The 16,372-nt window shown below is 69.1% G+C and carries 20 protein-coding genes and 1 other RNA gene; 5 read left to right on the forward strand and 16 right to left on the reverse strand.

All coding sequences use genetic code 11. The annotated features are described in order from the left end of the window. Positions 1–76: 76 nt before the first annotated feature. From FRZ32_RS09275 to FRZ32_RS09290, 4 genes are read right to left on the reverse strand one after another with little or no spacing between them, the layout of a single operon-like run. Positions 77–289, reverse strand: a complete 213-nt coding sequence (locus FRZ32_RS09275) for a ribbon-helix-helix domain-containing protein (RefSeq protein WP_147043238.1) — start codon at positions 287–289, stop codon at positions 77–79. 4 nt (positions 290–293) lie between these two features. Continuing rightward, positions 294–1,016 (reverse strand): acetoacetyl-CoA reductase, encoded by a 723-nt coding sequence (gene phbB, locus FRZ32_RS09280; RefSeq protein WP_147043239.1) that lies wholly within the window; start codon positions 1,014–1,016, stop codon positions 294–296. A gap of 31 nt (positions 1,017–1,047) precedes the next feature. Next, entirely contained in the window at positions 1,048–2,055 is a 1,008-nt protein-coding gene (gene hemH, locus FRZ32_RS09285) for a ferrochelatase (RefSeq protein ID WP_147043240.1), read from the reverse strand. Then, on the reverse strand, positions 2,052–4,280 hold the full coding sequence (locus FRZ32_RS09290) for a molybdopterin cofactor-binding domain-containing protein (protein ID WP_147043241.1): 2,229 nt from the start codon (positions 4,278–4,280) through the stop codon (positions 2,052–2,054). Before FRZ32_RS09290 ends, hemH begins: the two co-directional genes overlap by 4 nt. Positions 4,281–4,393: 113 nt before the next feature. Here FRZ32_RS09290 and FRZ32_RS09295 point away from each other — a divergent pair, with 113 nt between their 5' ends. After that, positions 4,394–4,675 (forward strand): ETC complex I subunit, encoded by a 282-nt coding sequence (locus FRZ32_RS09295; protein ID WP_147043242.1) that lies wholly within the window; start codon positions 4,394–4,396, stop codon positions 4,673–4,675. Here the strand turns inward: FRZ32_RS09295 and FRZ32_RS09300 are convergent. Beyond that, the gene (locus FRZ32_RS09300) at positions 4,654–5,223 is read right to left on the reverse strand and encodes a hypothetical protein (RefSeq protein ID WP_205008255.1); all 570 of its coding nucleotides are present in this window, start codon (positions 5,221–5,223) and stop codon (positions 4,654–4,656) included. The genes FRZ32_RS09295 and FRZ32_RS09300 overlap by 22 nt on opposite strands. An 88-nt stretch (positions 5,224–5,311) precedes the next feature. On the opposite strand from FRZ32_RS09300, the gene FRZ32_RS09305 reads away from it, so the two are divergent. Beyond that, positions 5,312–6,361: a winged helix-turn-helix domain-containing protein gene (locus FRZ32_RS09305; RefSeq protein ID WP_147043243.1), complete on the forward strand. Its 1,050-nt coding sequence runs from the start codon at positions 5,312–5,314 to the stop codon at positions 6,359–6,361. On the opposite strand, the gene FRZ32_RS09310 is transcribed toward FRZ32_RS09305, so the two are convergent. From FRZ32_RS09310 to FRZ32_RS09325, 4 genes are read right to left on the reverse strand one after another with little or no spacing between them, the layout of a single operon-like run. Further along, positions 6,358–6,885 (reverse strand): NUDIX hydrolase, encoded by a 528-nt coding sequence (locus FRZ32_RS09310; protein WP_147043244.1) that lies wholly within the window; start codon positions 6,883–6,885, stop codon positions 6,358–6,360. The two genes, FRZ32_RS09305 and FRZ32_RS09310, sit on opposite strands and share 4 nt — an antisense overlap. Then, positions 6,882–7,559, reverse strand: a complete 678-nt coding sequence (locus tag FRZ32_RS09315) for a TPM domain-containing protein (protein WP_147043245.1) — start codon at positions 7,557–7,559, stop codon at positions 6,882–6,884. The genes FRZ32_RS09310 and FRZ32_RS09315 overlap by 4 nt, the downstream gene beginning before the upstream one ends. Further along, entirely contained in the window at positions 7,559–8,422 is an 864-nt protein-coding gene (locus FRZ32_RS09320; RefSeq protein WP_192901888.1) for a TPM domain-containing protein, read from the reverse strand. Before FRZ32_RS09320 ends, FRZ32_RS09315 begins: the two co-directional genes overlap by 1 nt. Further along, positions 8,419–9,009, reverse strand: coding sequence for a LemA family protein (locus tag FRZ32_RS09325; RefSeq protein ID WP_147043246.1), 591 nt, complete (start codon positions 9,007–9,009; stop codon positions 8,419–8,421). Before FRZ32_RS09325 ends, FRZ32_RS09320 begins: the two co-directional genes overlap by 4 nt. A 75-nt stretch (positions 9,010–9,084) precedes the next feature. Between FRZ32_RS09325 and mscL the strand changes: the two genes are divergently transcribed. From mscL to FRZ32_RS09340, 3 genes are all read left to right on the forward strand, one after another. Beyond that, complete coding sequence (gene mscL, locus FRZ32_RS09330) at positions 9,085–9,513, forward strand: large conductance mechanosensitive channel protein MscL (RefSeq protein ID WP_147043247.1); 429 nt, start codon at positions 9,085–9,087, stop codon at positions 9,511–9,513. Positions 9,514–9,520: 7 nt separating this feature from the next. After that, positions 9,521–9,892, forward strand: a transfer-messenger RNA (tmRNA) gene (ssrA, locus tag FRZ32_RS09335). A gap of 139 nt (positions 9,893–10,031) precedes the next feature. Beyond that, positions 10,032–10,331, forward strand: coding sequence for a hypothetical protein (locus FRZ32_RS09340; protein ID WP_147043248.1), 300 nt, complete (start codon positions 10,032–10,034; stop codon positions 10,329–10,331). 99 nt (positions 10,332–10,430) lie between these two features. On the opposite strand, the gene pnp is transcribed toward FRZ32_RS09340, so the two are convergent. The 7 genes from pnp to FRZ32_RS09370 form a co-directional block, all read right to left on the reverse strand. Continuing rightward, a complete protein-coding gene (gene pnp / locus FRZ32_RS09345; RefSeq protein ID WP_147043249.1) occupies positions 10,431–12,800 on the reverse strand; it encodes a polyribonucleotide nucleotidyltransferase in 2,370 nt (789 codons plus the stop codon). A gap of 152 nt (positions 12,801–12,952) precedes the next feature. Beyond that, entirely contained in the window at positions 12,953–13,222 is a 270-nt protein-coding gene (gene rpsO / locus FRZ32_RS09350) for a 30S ribosomal protein S15 (protein ID WP_147043250.1), read from the reverse strand. An 18-nt stretch (positions 13,223–13,240) separates the two neighbouring features. After that, on the reverse strand, positions 13,241–14,212 hold the full coding sequence (gene truB / locus FRZ32_RS09355) for a tRNA pseudouridine(55) synthase TruB (RefSeq protein WP_147043251.1): 972 nt from the start codon (positions 14,210–14,212) through the stop codon (positions 13,241–13,243). A 31-nt stretch (positions 14,213–14,243) separates the two neighbouring features. Next, positions 14,244–14,369 (reverse strand): hypothetical protein, encoded by a 126-nt coding sequence (locus tag FRZ32_RS15665; protein ID WP_279379222.1) that lies wholly within the window; start codon positions 14,367–14,369, stop codon positions 14,244–14,246. Positions 14,370–14,417: 48 nt separating this feature from the next. Next, the gene (locus FRZ32_RS09360; RefSeq protein ID WP_147043252.1) at positions 14,418–15,299 is read right to left on the reverse strand and encodes an alpha/beta hydrolase family protein; all 882 of its coding nucleotides are present in this window, start codon (positions 15,297–15,299) and stop codon (positions 14,418–14,420) included. 2 nt (positions 15,300–15,301) lie between these two features. After that, on the reverse strand, positions 15,302–15,937 hold the full coding sequence (locus FRZ32_RS09365; protein ID WP_147043253.1) for a thymidine kinase: 636 nt from the start codon (positions 15,935–15,937) through the stop codon (positions 15,302–15,304). Positions 15,938–15,979: 42 nt separating this feature from the next. After that, a complete protein-coding gene (locus FRZ32_RS09370; protein WP_147043254.1) occupies positions 15,980–16,339 on the reverse strand; it encodes a hypothetical protein in 360 nt (119 codons plus the stop codon). Between the last annotated feature and the right edge of the window lie 33 nt (positions 16,340–16,372).

The raw sequence follows: 16,372 nt of genomic DNA on the forward strand, positions 1-16,372 counted from the left end.
GAGGGGCTTTCGGAGTCAGCAGGCCCCGCCACCGCTCTCCGCGCGGCCCCCCATCCGCTAGGCGGACGGGGAGGATCTACTTTCTCTCGAACAGCCAGACGCGGATCGCGCTGGCGAGATTGGCCGGGCTTTCGGCCGCCACCCGCTCGGCGTCGATCCGCGCCACCAGCGCATTGAGCGGCAGCCCCTCGGCCGCCGCCGCGTCGCGAAGCGCTTCCCAGAAGACCGGCTCCAGGCTGATCGACGTCGCGTGGCCTGCGATCATCACCGAGCGTTTGACCGGCCCCATCGCCTCAATACATGTGCTGGCCGCCGTTGATCGACAGGGTCGATCCGGTGACGAAGCCCGCATCCTCGCCGGTGAGGAACAGCACGCCGCGGGCGATTTCCTCGGCGCGGCCGAGCCGGCCCACCGGGATTTTCGCGACGATCTTCTCCAGCACGTCGGCCGGCACGGCGGCGACCATGTCGGTGTCGATATAGCCGGGCGCGATCGCGTTGACGGTGATGCCGGCCCGCGCGCCTTCCTGGGCGAGCGCCTTGGTGAAGCCGTGAATGCCGGACTTGGCCGCCGCATAATTGACCTGGCCATATTGGCCGGCCTGGCCGTTGATCGATCCGATGTTGACGATGCGGCCATATTTGCGGGCGTTCATCCCGTCCCACACCGCCTTGGCCATGTTGAAGCAGCCGCCGAGATTGACGTCGATCACATGGGCCCAGGCCTCATGGGTCATCCGCTTCATCGTGCCGTCCCGGGTGATGCCGGCATTGTTGACGAGGATGTCGACGGGGCCGAGATCGGCCTCGATCTCGGCGACCTTCGCGACGCAGGCGTCGAAATCGGCGACATCCCATTTGTAGGTCTTGATGCCGGTGCGGCTGGTGAAGGCGTGGGCCTTTTCGTCATTGCCGGCATAATTGGCGGCGACGGTGACGCCCGCGTCCCTGAGCGCGATGCTGATCGCCTCGCCGATGCCGCGCGATCCTCCGGTAACGATTGCGACCCGTGCCATCATCCACTCCTGCTCTGTTTATGGCTCAGGCTTATTGATCCGGGCGCCATCCTTCAAGCGCGCGGCCGACGAGGGTGCGAAGCATCTCCACGCCGGGCCGGGAATCGTTGAGGCAGGGCAGATAGGCGAAATCACTCCCGCCGGCGTCGAGGAAGGTCTTGCGGCCGCGTATGTCGAGCTCCTCCAGCGTCTCGACGCAATCGGCGGCGAAGCCCGGGGCGAGGATCGCGACCTTGCCCACGCCCTTGGCCGGGAGACCCGCGAGCACCTCGTCCGTCGCCGGCGCCAGCCATTTCGCCCGGCCGAATCGCGACTGGAAGGCGACGATCAGCTCGCGGCCCAGGGCCTCGGAGAGAAGCCGCGCGGTCTTGCGGCAATGGCAGTGATAGGGATCGCCCAGCTCCAGCGTGCGCTGCGGCATTCCGTGGAAGCTCGCGACGATCGCGTCCGGCGCGAAGGGCAGCGCGGCGATCGAGGCGCGCACCGATTGCGCGAGCGCGCCGATATAGGCCGGATCGTCATGATAGGGGTCCAGCGTCCGCACCGCCGGCAGCCAGCGCATGTGCCTGAGGTGCCGGAACGCCTCGTCGAGCGCGGTCGCCGTCGTCGCCCCGCAATATTGCGGGTAGAGCGGCGCGATCAGCAGCCGGGTGCAGCCCATCGCGAACAGCGCGTCGATCCGCTCGGCGATGGCCGGCTGGCCATAGCGCATCGCATGATCGACGATCGCCTCCGGCCCGAAGCTGTCGGCAAGCGCTGCGGCGATCCGCGCCGTGTGGACGGCGAGCGGCGAGCCCTCCTCCATCCACACCTGCCGATAGGCATGGGCCGATTTCGCCGGCCGCGTGCGCAGGATGATGCCGTGCAGGATCGGCTTCCACACCAGCTGCGGGATCTCGACGACGCGCGGATCGGAGAGGAATTCGCGCAGATAGAGCCGCACCGCGCCCGGCTCCGGCGCATTGGGCGTGCCGAGATTGATGAGGAGCACCCCGATCTTCGGGGCCGGGACGGCGGGATGATCGACGGGCCGGGTCACGATGCCGCCCCGATCTCGATCGGCAGGCTCCGGATCCGCCGGCCGCTGAGCGCGTGATAGGCATTGGCGATGGCCGGCGCGGCGGTCGGCACGGCAAGCTCGGTGACGCCGCCGGGATCATCTTCGCTCTCGATCAGTTCGACCGCGATGTCGGGCGCATCGGCGAGCCGCGGCAGATCATAATCGCCGAACGCGCGGATCGCGGGGATGCCGTGCGCGAAGCCGAGCGGACGTCCCGTCGCGCAGGCGATGCCGTGGATCAGGCCGCCTTCGATCTGCTGCTTCACGATCTCCGGGTTCACGATCCGGCCGCAATCGACGGCGCAGACGGCGCGGAGCACGCGGATGCGCTGCTCGCGGGTCAGCTCGATTTCGACCAGTGTCGCCACATAGGATCCATAGGCCGCGTGGCAGGCGATGCCCATGCCGCCGCCGGCCGCGCCGCCGTCCCACCCGCCGATCGCGGTTGCGGTGGACAGCACCCGGGCGAGCCTGGGATTGTCGCCGAGCATCTGCATCCGGAAACTGAACGGCTCGACGCCGGCGGCGCGGGCGATCTCGTCGAGGAAACATTCGGTGAAATAGCAGCCGTGGACGTGCGTGCCGCCGCGCTGGATGCCGAGATCGAGGCCGACATCCGCGGCCACATGGTCCACCTCGATATTGGCGATGCCATAAGGCGGGACTGCGCCGGCCGCCGGCGCCCCGCCCGGCGAGAAGAAGGTCGGGCTCGTCCCAAGCCGCGTCGCTGTCTGCGCCCCTGCGTCCGGCATCGCGATCTGCGCGCGCCAGCCGGCGATCCGGCCCTGGACCATGAAGGCGGTCATCACGGCGGCGGCCGGCGGGCCGAACGTGTCGCGCTGGATCTCGCTGATCCGGGGCCAGGAGAGCTGGACGGGCCTGCCGAGCCGCATCGCCATGATCGCGGCCTGCTCGACCGCCGCGGTCTCCAGCTTGCGGCCGTAACCGCCGCCGACGAGGGTGGGATAGAGCGTGATCTGCCCCTCGCGCAGCCCGGCCGCGCGCGCGGCGGCGGCGCGGGCCAGTTCCGGCGCCATGACGGGCGCCCAGATTTCGAGCCGGTCGCCGGTCAGCCGCGCGGTCGCGGTCAGCGGCTCGACGGCGGCGCTCGGCATCGGCGCGATCCGATAGGCCTGCGAAACCGGGCTCGATCCGGCCTGGTCCTCGTCGATCGCGCCCTGTCGGAATGCGCGGGAGGCCGAACCGGAATCGAGCGCGCGATCGAGCATTCCGGCGATGTCGGCGCTCGACGGCGCATCGGCCGGGCCTTCGAAGCGCGGGTTCATCGCATCGATCGCCTTGCCGGCGGCCCAGCCGTTGACCGCCGCGACGCCGACCCAGCCGGGATTCTCGAACAGTTCGAGCGCGCCGAACACCGCGCGGCCCGCATCGCGGTCGAGCCCGATCAGCCGGCCGCCGCGCGGCGCCATGCGGACGCTCGCATAGACCATGCCGGGGAGGCGCACGTCGCCCGCGAACATCGCGCTGCCGTCGATCTTCGACGGGGTGTCGAGCCTCGGCAGCGGCTGCCCGGCAAGCCGGTTCTCGACATCGCCGCGCATCGGCAGGTCGTCGGGAACGGTCCCGCCCGCGGCCGCTTCGGCAAGCTCGGCGAAGGCGATGCGCTCGCCGCCGCGCCACACGAAGCCGCCATGGGCGTCGAGCGCGCGCCAGTCGCCGCCCCATCGCTCGGCCGCCGCCATGCACAAGAGCGCGCGCGCCGCCGCCCCGGCTTCGCGAAGCGGCGCCTCGAACATCCGGACCGACGTCGATCCGCCGGTCGCCATCAGCGCGCCGCGCGTCGCATATTCGCGCGCCGTCCAGCGATCGATCCCGAAGGTGGAGGGAAGGGCGCTCGCCGCCGCCGCCTCCTCGGCCAGAACGAGATTGGCATAGAGCGGGTTGATCGGCGCCGGCTCGACCGCGACGGTTCGCCAGTCCGCGCCGAGCTCGTCGGCAAGGATTTGCGGCAGGCTGGTATAGACGCCCTGGCCCGCTTCCGCCTGCGGCACCGCGACGATGATCCGCCCGTCCCGGCCGATCTTCAGGAAGGCGTTGAACAGCTGCTCGCCCGGGCCGGCCTGGAGATTGGGGCGATAGCTGCGCGGCCACGCCGCCCAGGCCAGCGCAAGCCCGATTCCCGCGCCGCCGCCGATCAGCAACGTGCGCCGGCTGATCCCGCCTGTGTCCCCATCGCGCGCCATCCGCCGCCTGATAGAGGGGGGAGCCGAAAGCGGCTAGTGCTCGCGCGCGCCGGCCATGGCCTCCCTTGAAAGCGCTGTGAGAATGAGGCAGTGGCGGCGGCGAGGAGTCCAGCATGGCCGCCGCACGGATCTATCAGCGCCAGAAGAATGCGATGCAGTCGGGCAAGGCCACGGCCGGCCAGTGGGTGCTCGAGTTCGAATCGTCCGCGCCGCAGCGCCCCGATCCGCTGACCGGCTGGGCCGGCGGCGCCGATACGGTGCAGCAGGTCCGGCTGACCTTCCCGACTCTCGAGGCGGCGAGGGCCTATGCCGAGCGCGAGGGGATCGAGGTTCATGTCGTCCCCCCCGCGCAGCCGAAGCTCAAGATCCAGGCCTACGCCGACAATTTCCGCTGAGCCCGGCGGAACAGCCAGGCCGCGAGCGCGAACAGGCCGACGAAGAATCCGTTCAGCACGATGAGGCCGATCGTCCCCGGCGGCTCGTCGCGTCCCGCGATGGCGGCAGGGACGGTGACGAGCGCCTGCGCCGCCGCCGCGGCCGTCATCGCCCGCGCCATCCCGCCGGCCTCGAACCCGGCGCCGATCGCCCCGCCGAGCGCGAGCAGCAGGACGCCCGCATAGACCAGGTTCAGCGGATTGTCCTCGCTGCCGATGATGCCGACCGCGAGGTTGATCCAGATCAGCAGGAAAGCCGCGCCAAGCGCCGCCGCCGCGCCCATCCGGTACGCATTGTCCCGCGCCCGCCGCGCGAGGAATTCGAAGGCGACGCCGATGCCGCCGATGATCGCGCCCGCGACCACGAAATCGCTCGCGGTCCAGCGCACCTCGCTCGTGAACCGCATCGCAACCGCCGGCAGGAGCAGCAGCGCCCCCGCCAAACCCCACCCGACCACGCGCCACGGATTGATCCAGCCGCCCGCGCCCGGCTCCGCTTCCTTTGCCATATCGATGTCCCTTGTGCATGAAAGAGGGCGTCGTGCTGCGCTGGCCGGCGGTGAAAGGCATGAGCAGAGTCTGAGGTTTTGCTGAAACATGATGCCGGTCAGCCTCGCCTTCGGCGATTTCGTCCTTGATCCGGCCCAGCGCCGGCTGTGGCGCTCCGGGGAGCCGGTCGAGCTCAACAGCCGCTATTTCGACGCGCTCGCCCTGCTGGCGCGAGAGCCCGGCATCCTGATCTCGAAGGATCGCTTCATGGCCGAGGTCTGGCGCGGCGTGCCGGTGACCGACGAGGCGCTGACCCAATGCGTCCGCGCGCTCCGCCGCCAGCTCGGCGACGATGCCGCGCGGCCGCGTTTCATCGAAACGGTGCCCAAGCACGGCTATCGGTTCATCGCCCCGGTGCGCGCGCAGGGCGAAGCGTCCGCGCCGGCTCCCGTCGCCGGCTCCGGCCTCCGGCGCCTGCTTCTCCTCGGCGGTGCGGGAACGCTCGGCGGAGGCGTGGCCGGGGCGATCGGCGGCCTGCTCTACGGCTTCGCGGCGGCGAGCGGGCAGGCGGGCGCGGGCGGGCTATCGGCGCTGCTGGTGGTGCTGTGGGTGACGATCCTCGTCGCGCTCGTCGGCGGCGCCGGCGTCGCGTTCGGGATCGCCGGCGCGGCGGTCGCGACCGGGCGCGGCTGGCGCTGGAGCGTCGCTGGCGGCGCAATTGGCGGGCTCGTCATCGGCGGCGGCGTCAAGCTGCTCGGGCTCGACGCGTTCAATCTGCTGCTCGGCCAGTCGCCCGCCAACGTGACCGGTGGCGCCGAGGGCGCGGCGCTCGGCGGCGCGGTCGGCCTCGCGGGCTGGCTTGCGGCGCGCTTTGGCGGATCGCTGCGCCGCCGCCTCGCGATCGCCGCCCTGACCGGCGCAGCGGCGGGCGCGCTCATCCCGCTCATGGGTGGCCGGCTCTTCGGCGGCAGCCTCGATCTCCTCGCTCATCGCATGCCCGGCGCGCGTCTGCGGCTCGATTCGCTCGGCGCATTGTTCGGCGAAGCCGGCTTCGGCCCCATCGCCCAGTGCGTCACCGGCGCGCTTGAGGGTGCGCTGTTCGCCGCCAGTATCGTCGGCGCGCTGATCCTGGCAGGGCGGCGCCTGGACCGTCCCTAGGCCAGCAGGTCGCCCGCCAGCAACAGCAGCAGCTTCACATCGATCGCGCAGCCTTCCGCGCGCTTCCGCGCGACGAAGGCGGAGACGTCGGTGAGCGCGACGCGGTGGACGATGATGTTCTCGCCCTCGACGCCGCCGCCCGCGCCGACCTTCTCCAAGCCTTCGGCGCGCAGCAAGGTGAAGCCTTCCGAGGCCAGGCCGGGCGAGGAATGGAACTGGCCGAGATCGATCATCCGCGCGGCGCGATAGCCGGTTTCCTCCTCGAGCTCGCGGATCGCCGCGGTCTCGGCCGCCTCGCCCTCGGTCTCGTCGCCGATCAGGCCGGCGGGGAGTTCCAGGCAGTTGCGCCCGAGCGGCACGCGATATTGCTCGACCAGGAGGACATGTCCTTCGTCGATCGCCAGGATCACCGCGGCGGTGATTCCCCGCGTTCGCGAGACATATTCCCATTTGCCGCGCGTCTTCGCCGCGAGGAAGCGGCCCTGCCAGACGGTCACTTCGGGCGCGTCGCGGTCGGCGCTCACAGTTCGACCACGCTGTCCGGCAGCTCGTTGGGGTTGTCGGCCTCGGGAGGGATGACGCGCGCCAGCACGGCGCCGATCTTCTCGACCGCAAGCGCCATGCCCTCGCCCGCCCGGCCCGCCTTCACCTCGGCGATCAGCACCGCCATCGCCTCGCCCCAATCCTCGGGCGCGGTCTTTTCGGCGATCGCCTTGTCGGCGACGATCTCGGCGCGATGCTCGAGCAGCGAGAGATAGAGGAGCACGCCGGTGCGCCCGCGCGTCCGCCGCTCGCAGGTGACACGGAACATGTCGATCGCGCGGCGGCGCACCCGCCGCGTCTTGGTCGCGCCCGGCGTCAGGGCCATTCTGAGCGGCATCCAGGCGAAGAGGAGCCGGCCGATCAGGAAGGCGCCGGCGAGCTTCGCGAACACGAAAAGCATCACCTCGCCCCGCGTCGGCTGCGCGTTCCAGCCGAGCAGCAGCGTCGTCCACCAGTCGATCCAGCCCTGCGGGACCAGGGCGATGCCCGCCGGCACGAGCAGCATCAGGAGCACGGCATAATGAAGCGCGACGTCGTGATAGGCGTCGGATCGCGGCGCGACGATGGTGACGATCTCGCCGTCGCTCTTCGCCTCCGCGGCCTGAACCGCCGCGGTCACGCGGTCGTGATCCGCCTCGCTCAGCCTCTGCCGCATCACCATCCCCCCGACGCGCCGCCGCCGCCGAACGATCCGCCGCCGCCGGAAAAGCCGCCGCCGCCGCCACCACCGCCGCCGCCCCAGGACGATCCACCGCCGCCGTGGCGGCCCGAATTGCCGAGGCTGTTGAGCGCCATTCCGAGCAGGAACCAGCCAATGTCGCTGCCCGCATTGTCGTGGCGATAGGGCGTGCCGGGGCCCCAGACCGAAACGTCGCGCCGGTAGCGCTGGCCGCCGCCCCGCGAGGCCGCGGAGATGAACAGGATGACCAGGATCACGCCGACCCAGAACAGGATCGGGGCGATCGATCCGCCGCGCTCGCGTTGCTGTTGCTGCGCCTGCTGGGCGGCGAGCGCGCGTTGCTCGGCCTGCTCCGGCGGCGCCTGGAGCTGGGCGATGATCGCGTCGGTCCCGGCCTCGATGCCGCCGGCATAGTCGTTGTCGTGGAAATGCGGGACGATGTCGTCGCGGATGATCTGGCTCGACAGCGCGTCGGTGAGGATGCCCCCGAGCCCGTAGCCGACCTCGATGCGGACCTTGCGCTCATTCAAGGCGATGATCAGCAGGACGCCGTTATTCGCCTCGCTCTGCCCGATCTGCCAGTGGCGGCCGATCTGGTAGCCATAATCCTCGATCGTCATGTCGCCGATCGTCGGCACCGTGACGATGACGAGCTGGCGCGAGGTCGCCTGCTGCAGGGCCTCCAGCTTCTGCGTCAGTGCCGCTTCCTGCTCGGGGCTGAGCAGGTTCGCCTGATCGACGACCCGGCCGGTGAGCTGCGGAAAATCCTGCGCCGCCGCCGGCACGGCGAGGAGCAGCGCCAGCAGGACGGCGAGCAGCGCCCGGGCGGCGCCGGTCACTGATTGTTGCCGAAGGCGTCCGCGACGCTTGGGGCGCGCTGGGCGGCCTCATCGGCCTGATAGGGCTGCATCGGCTGCGATCCGTAGATGACCTTGGCCCCGATCACCGCGGGGAAGGTGCGGATCTCGGTATTATAGGCCTGGACGGCGGCGTTATAATCGCGGCGCGCGACCGCGATCCGGTTCTCCGTTCCCTCCAGCTGCGATTGGAGGGTGAGGAAATTCTCGTTGGTGTGGAGCTCCGGATAGGCCTCCTGGAGCCGCTGGAGCGTCAGCGTCAGCTGGGTCTGCGCGGCGGCATAACGCTGCATCGCCGCCGGATCGGTGAGCTGGTCGGGCGTGACGGTGATCCGGCTCGCGCTCGCGCGCGCCTCGGTCACCTCGCGAAGCACGGTGCGCTCCTGGGTCGCCGCGGCGCGCACGGTCGCGACGAGGTTGGGGACGAGATCGGCCCGGCGCTGATACTGATTCTGGACCTCGGCCCACTTGGCCTTGGCATTTTCCTCGGCGGTCGGGATCGAATTGATCCCGCAGGCCGACAGGGTGACGACGAGGGCGGCAAGAACGGCGTAGAGACCGCGGCGCATGGTGAACCCCTCCCTTGGCAAGGCAAGCAGGAAGGACGTAAGCATTCGCTTCTCGCTCCGCAACGGGAGGCACGAATGTTCAGGGAATTCCGGGAATTCATCGCGCGCGGCAACGTGCTTGACCTCGCGGTCGCCGTCATCATCGGCGCCGCCTTCGGCAAGATCACCACGTCGCTGACCGAAGACATCATCATGCCGGTCGTCGGCGCGATCTTCGGCGGGCTGGATTTCTCCAGCCATTTCATCCTCCTGGGCAATGTCCCCGAAAGCTATCACGGCTCGCTCACCAGCTACAGCGCGCTCAAGGCCGCCGGCGCGCCGGTCTTCGGCTATGGCGAGTTCATCACGGTGGTGATCAACTTCCTGATCCTCGCCTTCATCATCTTCCTGATGGTGCGCGCGGCCAACAAGATCATCGCCCGCAAGGAGGAGGCGCCGGCCGCCGATCCGGCCGAAATCGTCCTGCTGCGCGAGATCCGGGACGAATTGAAGAAGCGGGGCTGAGCGCCGCTCACTTCACATTAATCGCCATTTCCCTATATAGGGTGTGCCGGTTTCGGCCGGCTATGGCGATAAACGACGGTGTGCAATAGGCACAGCGGACCCGGGGGCAGTACCCGGCGGCTCCACCATCTGGGCCGAGCCGCGCGACCAGCCCGCATGACGCGGGCCGGCCGGGCGGCTCAGCTGATGGGGCCGAACCAGGATCGACGTGTGTTGAAAAGCACCGACTTTCGCTCGGAAGGGGCCACCGTGACGGCTCATCACACAAGTGCCAACGATAACGAGGCGCTCGCGATTGCCGCGTAACCAAAGCCTCACGGCCTAGGTTACTAAGGACAAAAGCGCGGTCGGGCCGCACCGGGCAACAGAAGCGGATTCCAGCGGCTTGGGGGTGCCGGGCAACAGAAACCCCCACTTTCCTGCTTTCCCGGCCTCGTGCCGCGCGCCATTCGGGGCGTGCGTGGAACAGCCGCTCGCCCCGGCCATTGTGCCTTGACACGCGACCGAAAGGACCCGCCATGACCAGACTGCTCGTGATCGCCACCGCCGGCCTTGCCGCGCTCGCGGGATGCAGCCAGCAGACGGCCGATTCGATGACCAACGACATGGCGCGCACCGAGAACTCGATCTCGGAGAGCGCCAATGCGCTGAGCGCCGATACCGCCAACGCCGCCGCCGCGGCGCAGCAGGCGCTCGACAACCAGACCGCCGCCTTCGGCAACACGCTCGATGAAACCGGCAACCGGCTCGATGCCGCCGGCAATGCGCTTCGCGGCGACCGCGCGGACGATACCGGGAACCGAAGCGACGGCCGCTAGGCCCCGGCCTCGGCCATCGCCGCAAACGAAAAAGCCCCGCCATCGCTGGCGGGGCTTCTCGTTTCGTCCGGACCCGGCGTTCACCGGGGCCGGTGACGATCAGTCGTCGTCGCGGGTCAGGAAGGCCGGCGCGAATTCGGGCTCGGGCCCGTTGTCGTCGCCGCCGCCCTCACGCTCGCGGCGCGGGCCGCGATCGCCGCGGCCTTCGCCGCGGTCCGAACGCTCGCCGTCGCGGCGCGGTCCGCGGTCACGGCCGCCCCGGCCACGATCGCCGCGTCCGCCGCGGTCGCCACGGCCTTCGCCGTCACGACGCGGGCCACGATCGCCGCGCTCGCCCCTCGGGCGCTCCTCGCGCGGGGGACGGGTGTCCTCCAGCTCCTCGCCGGTCTCCTGATCGACGACGCGCATCGACAGGCGGACCTTGCCGCGCGGATCGATCTCGAGGACCTTGACCTTCACTTCCTGGCCTTCGGACAGGGCGTCGCGGACATTCTCGACCCGCTCGTTCTTGATCTCCGAGACGTGGACGAGACCGTCTTTGCCGCCCATGAAGTTCACGAACGCGCCGAAATCGACGATGTTGACGACCTTGCCGCTGTAGATCTTGCCGACCTCGGGCTCCTCAACGATGCCCTGGATCCACTTGCGGGCCGCCTCGATCTGCGACAGGTCCGACGAGCTAATCTTGATCACGCCCTCGTCGTCGATATCGACCTTGGCGCCGGTGGTGGCGACGATCTCGCGGATCACCTTGCCGCCGGTGCCGATGACGTCGCGGATCTTCTCCTTGGCGATCTGCATCGTCTCGATCCGCGGCGCGTGGGCCGACAGCTCGTGCCGGCTCTCGCCGAGCGCCTTCGACATTTCGCCGAGGATATGGGCGCGGCCGTCCTTCGCCTGGGCGAGCGCGGCCTTCATGATCTCCTCGGTGATGCCGGCGACCTTGATGTCCATCTGGAGCGAGGTGATGCCCTTCTCCGTGCCGGCGACCTTGAAGTCCATGTCGCCGAGATGATCCTCGTCGCCGAGGATGTCGGAAAGGATCGCGAACTCCTTGCCTTCCAGGATCAGGCCCATCGCGATGCCGGACACCGGCCGCGCGATCGGCACGCCCGCATCCATCATGCTGAGGCAGCCGCCGCACACCGTCGCCATCGACGAGGAGCCGTTGGACTCGGTGATGTCGGACAGGACGCGGATCGTGTAGGGGAACTCGTCATGGCTGGGCAGCACCGGGTGCAGCGCCCGCCAGGCGAGCTTGCCATGGCCCACTTCACGACGGCCCGGCGCGCCGAAGCGGCCGACCTCGCCCACCGAATAAGGCGGGAAATTGTAGTGGAGCATGAAGCGCTCGTAGGAGAGGCCGACGAGCCCGTCGATCATCTGCTCGGATTCCTTGGTGCCGAGCGTGGTCGTGCAGATCGCCTGGGTCTCGCCCCGGGTGAACAGCGCCGAACCATGGGTGCGCGGCAGGAAGCCGACCATCGCCTCGATCGGGCGGATCTGGGTGGTGGTGCGCCCGTCGATGCGCGCGCCGTCCTTCAGGATGGCGGTGCGGACGATTTCGGCCTCGAGCTTCTTGACCTGCTTGATCGCGACCATCTGGGTCTGCGGGTCCTCGCCGGCGAAGGCCTCCTTCGCCTTGGCGCGGGCGGCGTTGAGCGCGTCCGCGCGGGCCGACTTGTTGGTCAGCTTGTAGGCGGCGGCGATGTCCTTGCCGATCAGGTCCTTGAGGCGGGCCTTGATCGCGCTGTTGTCGTCGCCCTGGTCGAGCTCCCACGGATCCTTCGCGGCCTTTTCGGCGAGGCTGATGATCGCGTCGATCACCTTGCGGCTCGCGTCATGCGCGAACATGACCGCGCCGAGCATCGTTTCCTCCGAAAGCTCCTTGGCTTCTGATTCGACCATCATCACCGCGTTCTGGGTGGCGGCGACGACGAGATCGAGCTCGCCCTCCTTGAGCTGGTCGAGCGTCGGGTTCAGCAGATATTCGCCGTCCTTGTAGCCGACGCGCGCCGCGCCGATTGGACCCATGAAGGGAACGCCCGAAATGGTGAGCGCCGCCGAGGCCGCGATCATCGCGAGGATGTCCGGCTCGTTCTCCCCGTCATAGGAGAAGACCTGACAGATCACGTTGATCTCGTTGTAGAAGCCCTCCGGGAAGAGCGGCCGCACCGGCCGGTCGATGAGGCGGCTGGTCAGCGTTTCCTTTTCGGTCGCGCCGCGCTCCCGCTTGAAGAAGCCGCCCGGGATGCGCCCGGCCGACGAGAATTTTTCCTGGTAGTGGACGGTCAGCGGGAAGAAGTCCTGCCCTTCCTTGACCGACTTCGCGGCCGTGACGGCGCAAAGCACCACGGTTTCGCCGAGGGTGGCGAGCACCGCCCCGTCGGCCTGGCGGGCAACGCGGCCCGTTTCGAGGGAGAGGGTCTTTCCGCCCCACTCGATTTCAACTTTCTTCGTATCGAACATGGTTTTTCCTTAAACTCCCGCGACCCTATGCCGTGGGGGCCTCTGATGCGGGCCGGATCGCCCGCCGGTTCGGACCCCAACGGTCCGTCTCCGGCCCCGCCGGATTGCGGGCGCCGGATAAACGAAGCGGCCCCGTCGGGGCCGCTCCATGCTTACTTGCGAAGGCCGAGCTTCGCGATGAGTGCGGTGTAGCGCGCTTCGTCCTTGCGCTTCAGATAGTCGAGCAGCGAACGGCGCTTGTTGACGAGCATAAGCAGGCCGCGGCGCGAATGATTGTCCTTGGCGTGCGTCTTGAAATGCTCGGTCAGGTTGGCGATGCGCTCGGTGAGGATCGCGACCTGCACCTCGGGGCTGCCCGTATCGCCCTTGGTCTGGGCGTTGTCCTTGATGATGTCCTGCTTGCGTTCGGCGGTCACCGACATCGTTTCATTCCTTTGTCGTTACAGGTTGAAGCCACGCACCACGCGGAGCCCGTCTCCGCTCAACTCCACCAGCGCGACCGGAACGTCGTTGTCGGTCGCAAGATGGAGCCCCGGCTGTGCGGCGATCCCGGTCAATATTCGCCCCTGGCGGAGCGCCCCTGCCTGATCCGGGGTGACGGGTAGAGCCGGGATGTCGTCCAGCCCCGCCGTCAGCGGCAGGAGATAGTCTTCAAGGCTGCGCGCCTTAGCGGCTTCGCTCAATTTGTCCAGCGAAATCGCGGAATCGAGCCCGAACGGGCCGGCCCTGGTCCGTCTCAACATGGTGACGTGGCCGACCGTATCAAGGGCATGGGCGATGTCGCGGGCGAGGGAGCGGATATAGGTGCCCTTGGAGACATGGGCCGCGAGCGTGACCGCCGCCAGTTCCTCCCCGCAACGGGGAGGGGGACCGGCGCAGCTGGTGGAGGGGGCCTGGAGACCCGCCCCGCCCCGGTGGCCGCCCTCCTCCCTCGCCCCACCGGCGAGGATTGCGAGCTGGCGCACCGTCACGTGGCGGCTCGCCAGTTCGACCGCCTTGCCTGCGCGCGCCAGATCATAGGCCCGCTCGCCACCCACCTTCAGCGCCGAATAGGCCGGCGGCACCTGCTCGATCGGTCCGGTGAAGCGGGGGAGGACCGCCTCGATCCCGGTCCGGGTCGGGCGGTTGTCCGACGTCGCGACGACGGTCCCTTCCGCGTCCAGCGTATCGGTTTCGGTCCCGAAGGCGATCGTGAAGTCATAAGCCTTGTCGCTGTCGAGCATCCGGCCCGAAAGCTTGGTCGCCTCGCCGAGCGCCACGGGCAGCACCCCGCTCGCCAGCGGATCGAGCGTCCCGCCATGGCCGACCTTCACCTTCGGGTAGCCGCCCTCGCGCAGCGCGCGCTTCACCGCGCCGACCGCCTGGGTCGAGCCGAGTCCCACGGGCTTGTCGAGGATGAGCCAGCCGTTCATCCGGCGCGCTTAGCGGCGGCGCGCGGCGCTGTCAGCCTTGGCGGCGATCGTCCGGACGGCGGATCGGCGGCGGCGGGGCAAGATCGGTCGGCACGGGCGGCAGCCTGACCTGCCCCGTGGCGATGAGCGCGAAGGCGGTGAAAAGCGCGTTGACCATCGATTGCGTCCCCCGGTTTCCCGTCAGATAGGCGTTCCTGCCGCCGGTTCAATGCGGCAGCGACTCCAGCCAGTTGATAAGGGCCGCGGCGAGCGCGATCCGATGATCGGAAAAGCTGTGGTCGGTGTCCATGATCTCGCTGGCCACCGCCCGGCCCCCCGCGTCGCGTGCGCGCCGTGCATAATCGGCCGACTCCGCGCCATTGCCGGTGCGCGCTCCGATGATCAGCAGCGGCCGTCGTGCCAGCGCCGGCAGCCTCGCCGTGAGATCGAGCTCCGGGCCGGACGCGGAGATTTCCGCGAGAATCGCCTCGACGCTGGTGCCGGCGAGCGGCGGTATGTCCCCGGCCAGCTCCTCGTCGATGAGCCGCTGGCGATAGGCCGGATCGGCGATCGCCGCGCGCTCCCCGCCGATATTCCACGCATCGATCAGCGCGGTGCCGATCACATCCGCATCGGCGGCCTGCGCGGCCATGAACCCGCCCATGCTGTGCCCGGCAAGCGCGATCCGGCGCGGATCGATCCGGTAGTGCGCGATCGTCTCGGGCCGGCGCAGGAAGGCGAGGGCGGCGCGGCTGTCCTCGACCGCATTTGCGAAGGAAAAGGCGCCGGAACTGCCCCATGAGCCGCGATAGTGAAGCGTCAGCACGTTCCACCCGGCGCGCCGCGCCGCCTGCGCGAGATCGAGATTCTGTTCGTTGCCCGGAAAGCCGTGGAGCAGGAGCAGCGTCGGGTGCGGCTGCGTCCCGGATGCGAGGTAGAAAACGGCGTTCATCGCGCCGTCGCCGCTCGGAATGACGAAGGACGCCATGTCCGCCGGCGCCGCCGCGTCGCGGGGGGGATCCTGGATGACCGCGCGCGGCACCGATTGGGCTCCAGCCGCCACCGACCACAGCGCAAACGGCACGGCGAACCACGAAAAGCCACGCATGTTCACTCGATTTCCCCCGCAGCAGCTCGCGTCAGCGCCAGCCGCAATTGCTCGCCGCTGCCCTCGGCCAGCTTGTCCATGAAATGCCGGCGACAGAGCGACACATATCTTTCGTTGCCGCCCACCTCGACCGACGCCCCCTCGGCGACCGCATTGCCCTCCGCATCGACGCGCAGGTTCATCGTCGCCTTGCGCCCGCAATGGCAGATACCCTTGAGCTCCACCAGCGAATCGGCGAGCGCGAGCAGGTTCGCGCTGCCCTCGAACAGATTGGCCTGGAAATCGGTCCTGAGGCCATAGGCGAGGACCGGGATGTCGAGCTCGTCGCAGATCGAGCAGAGCTGGACGACATGGGCCCGGCTCAGAAACTGCGCCTCGTCGACCAGGATGCAGTGGAGCGGCCGCTTCTTCAGCTCCTCCTCGACCTCGTGGCGGATGTCGGTGCGGGCATCGTAGAGCCGCGCGCCGGTCCTGAGGCCGATGCGAGAGGCGATCGCGCCGATCCCGGCACGATCGTCGAGCGCCGCCGTCCACAACATGGTCTCCATGCCGCGTTCGCGATAGTTGAAATCCGCCTGCAGCAGGGTGGTCGATTTCCCCGCATTCATGGAGGCGTAGTAGAAATAGAGCTTGGCCACGGCGTTGGTTCTAGCGCCGCGGCCGCGCTTGGGAAGGGCGCGTCAGCGGCGGTGCAGCGGGCGCTGGTGCGGCGCGTGCGGCGGCGTTCCCGATTCGGTGATGCTCGCGACCTGGCAGCGCCAGCTGTCGACGCGGATCGCGCTGGCATGATCGAAACGATCGCCCGGCGAGGCGATGAACCGGATCTGCGGCCGCTGCATCAGCCGCGGGCAGGGTGCTTCGGTCTGCACCCGATACCAGCGGCCGGTATCGGCGCGGATGAACAGGGAAGTTGGGCTTTCCGCCTGCCATTCGAGATAGTGCGACATGCGCGGGATGGTGACCTCGTGCCGATCCGGCGGCGTCGCGAGGGCCGGCGCCGCAGCGGTGACGGCAAGAGCGATCAGGGCCGGACGAATCATGGCGGGTCCTCCAATGTTGAGCGTGTGCGCGCG

Origin of the sequence: Sphingosinicella ginsenosidimutans (assembly GCF_007995055.1) — a bacterium.
GTDB classification, from domain to species: Bacteria; Pseudomonadota; Alphaproteobacteria; order Sphingomonadales; family Sphingomonadaceae; genus Allosphingosinicella; species Allosphingosinicella ginsenosidimutans.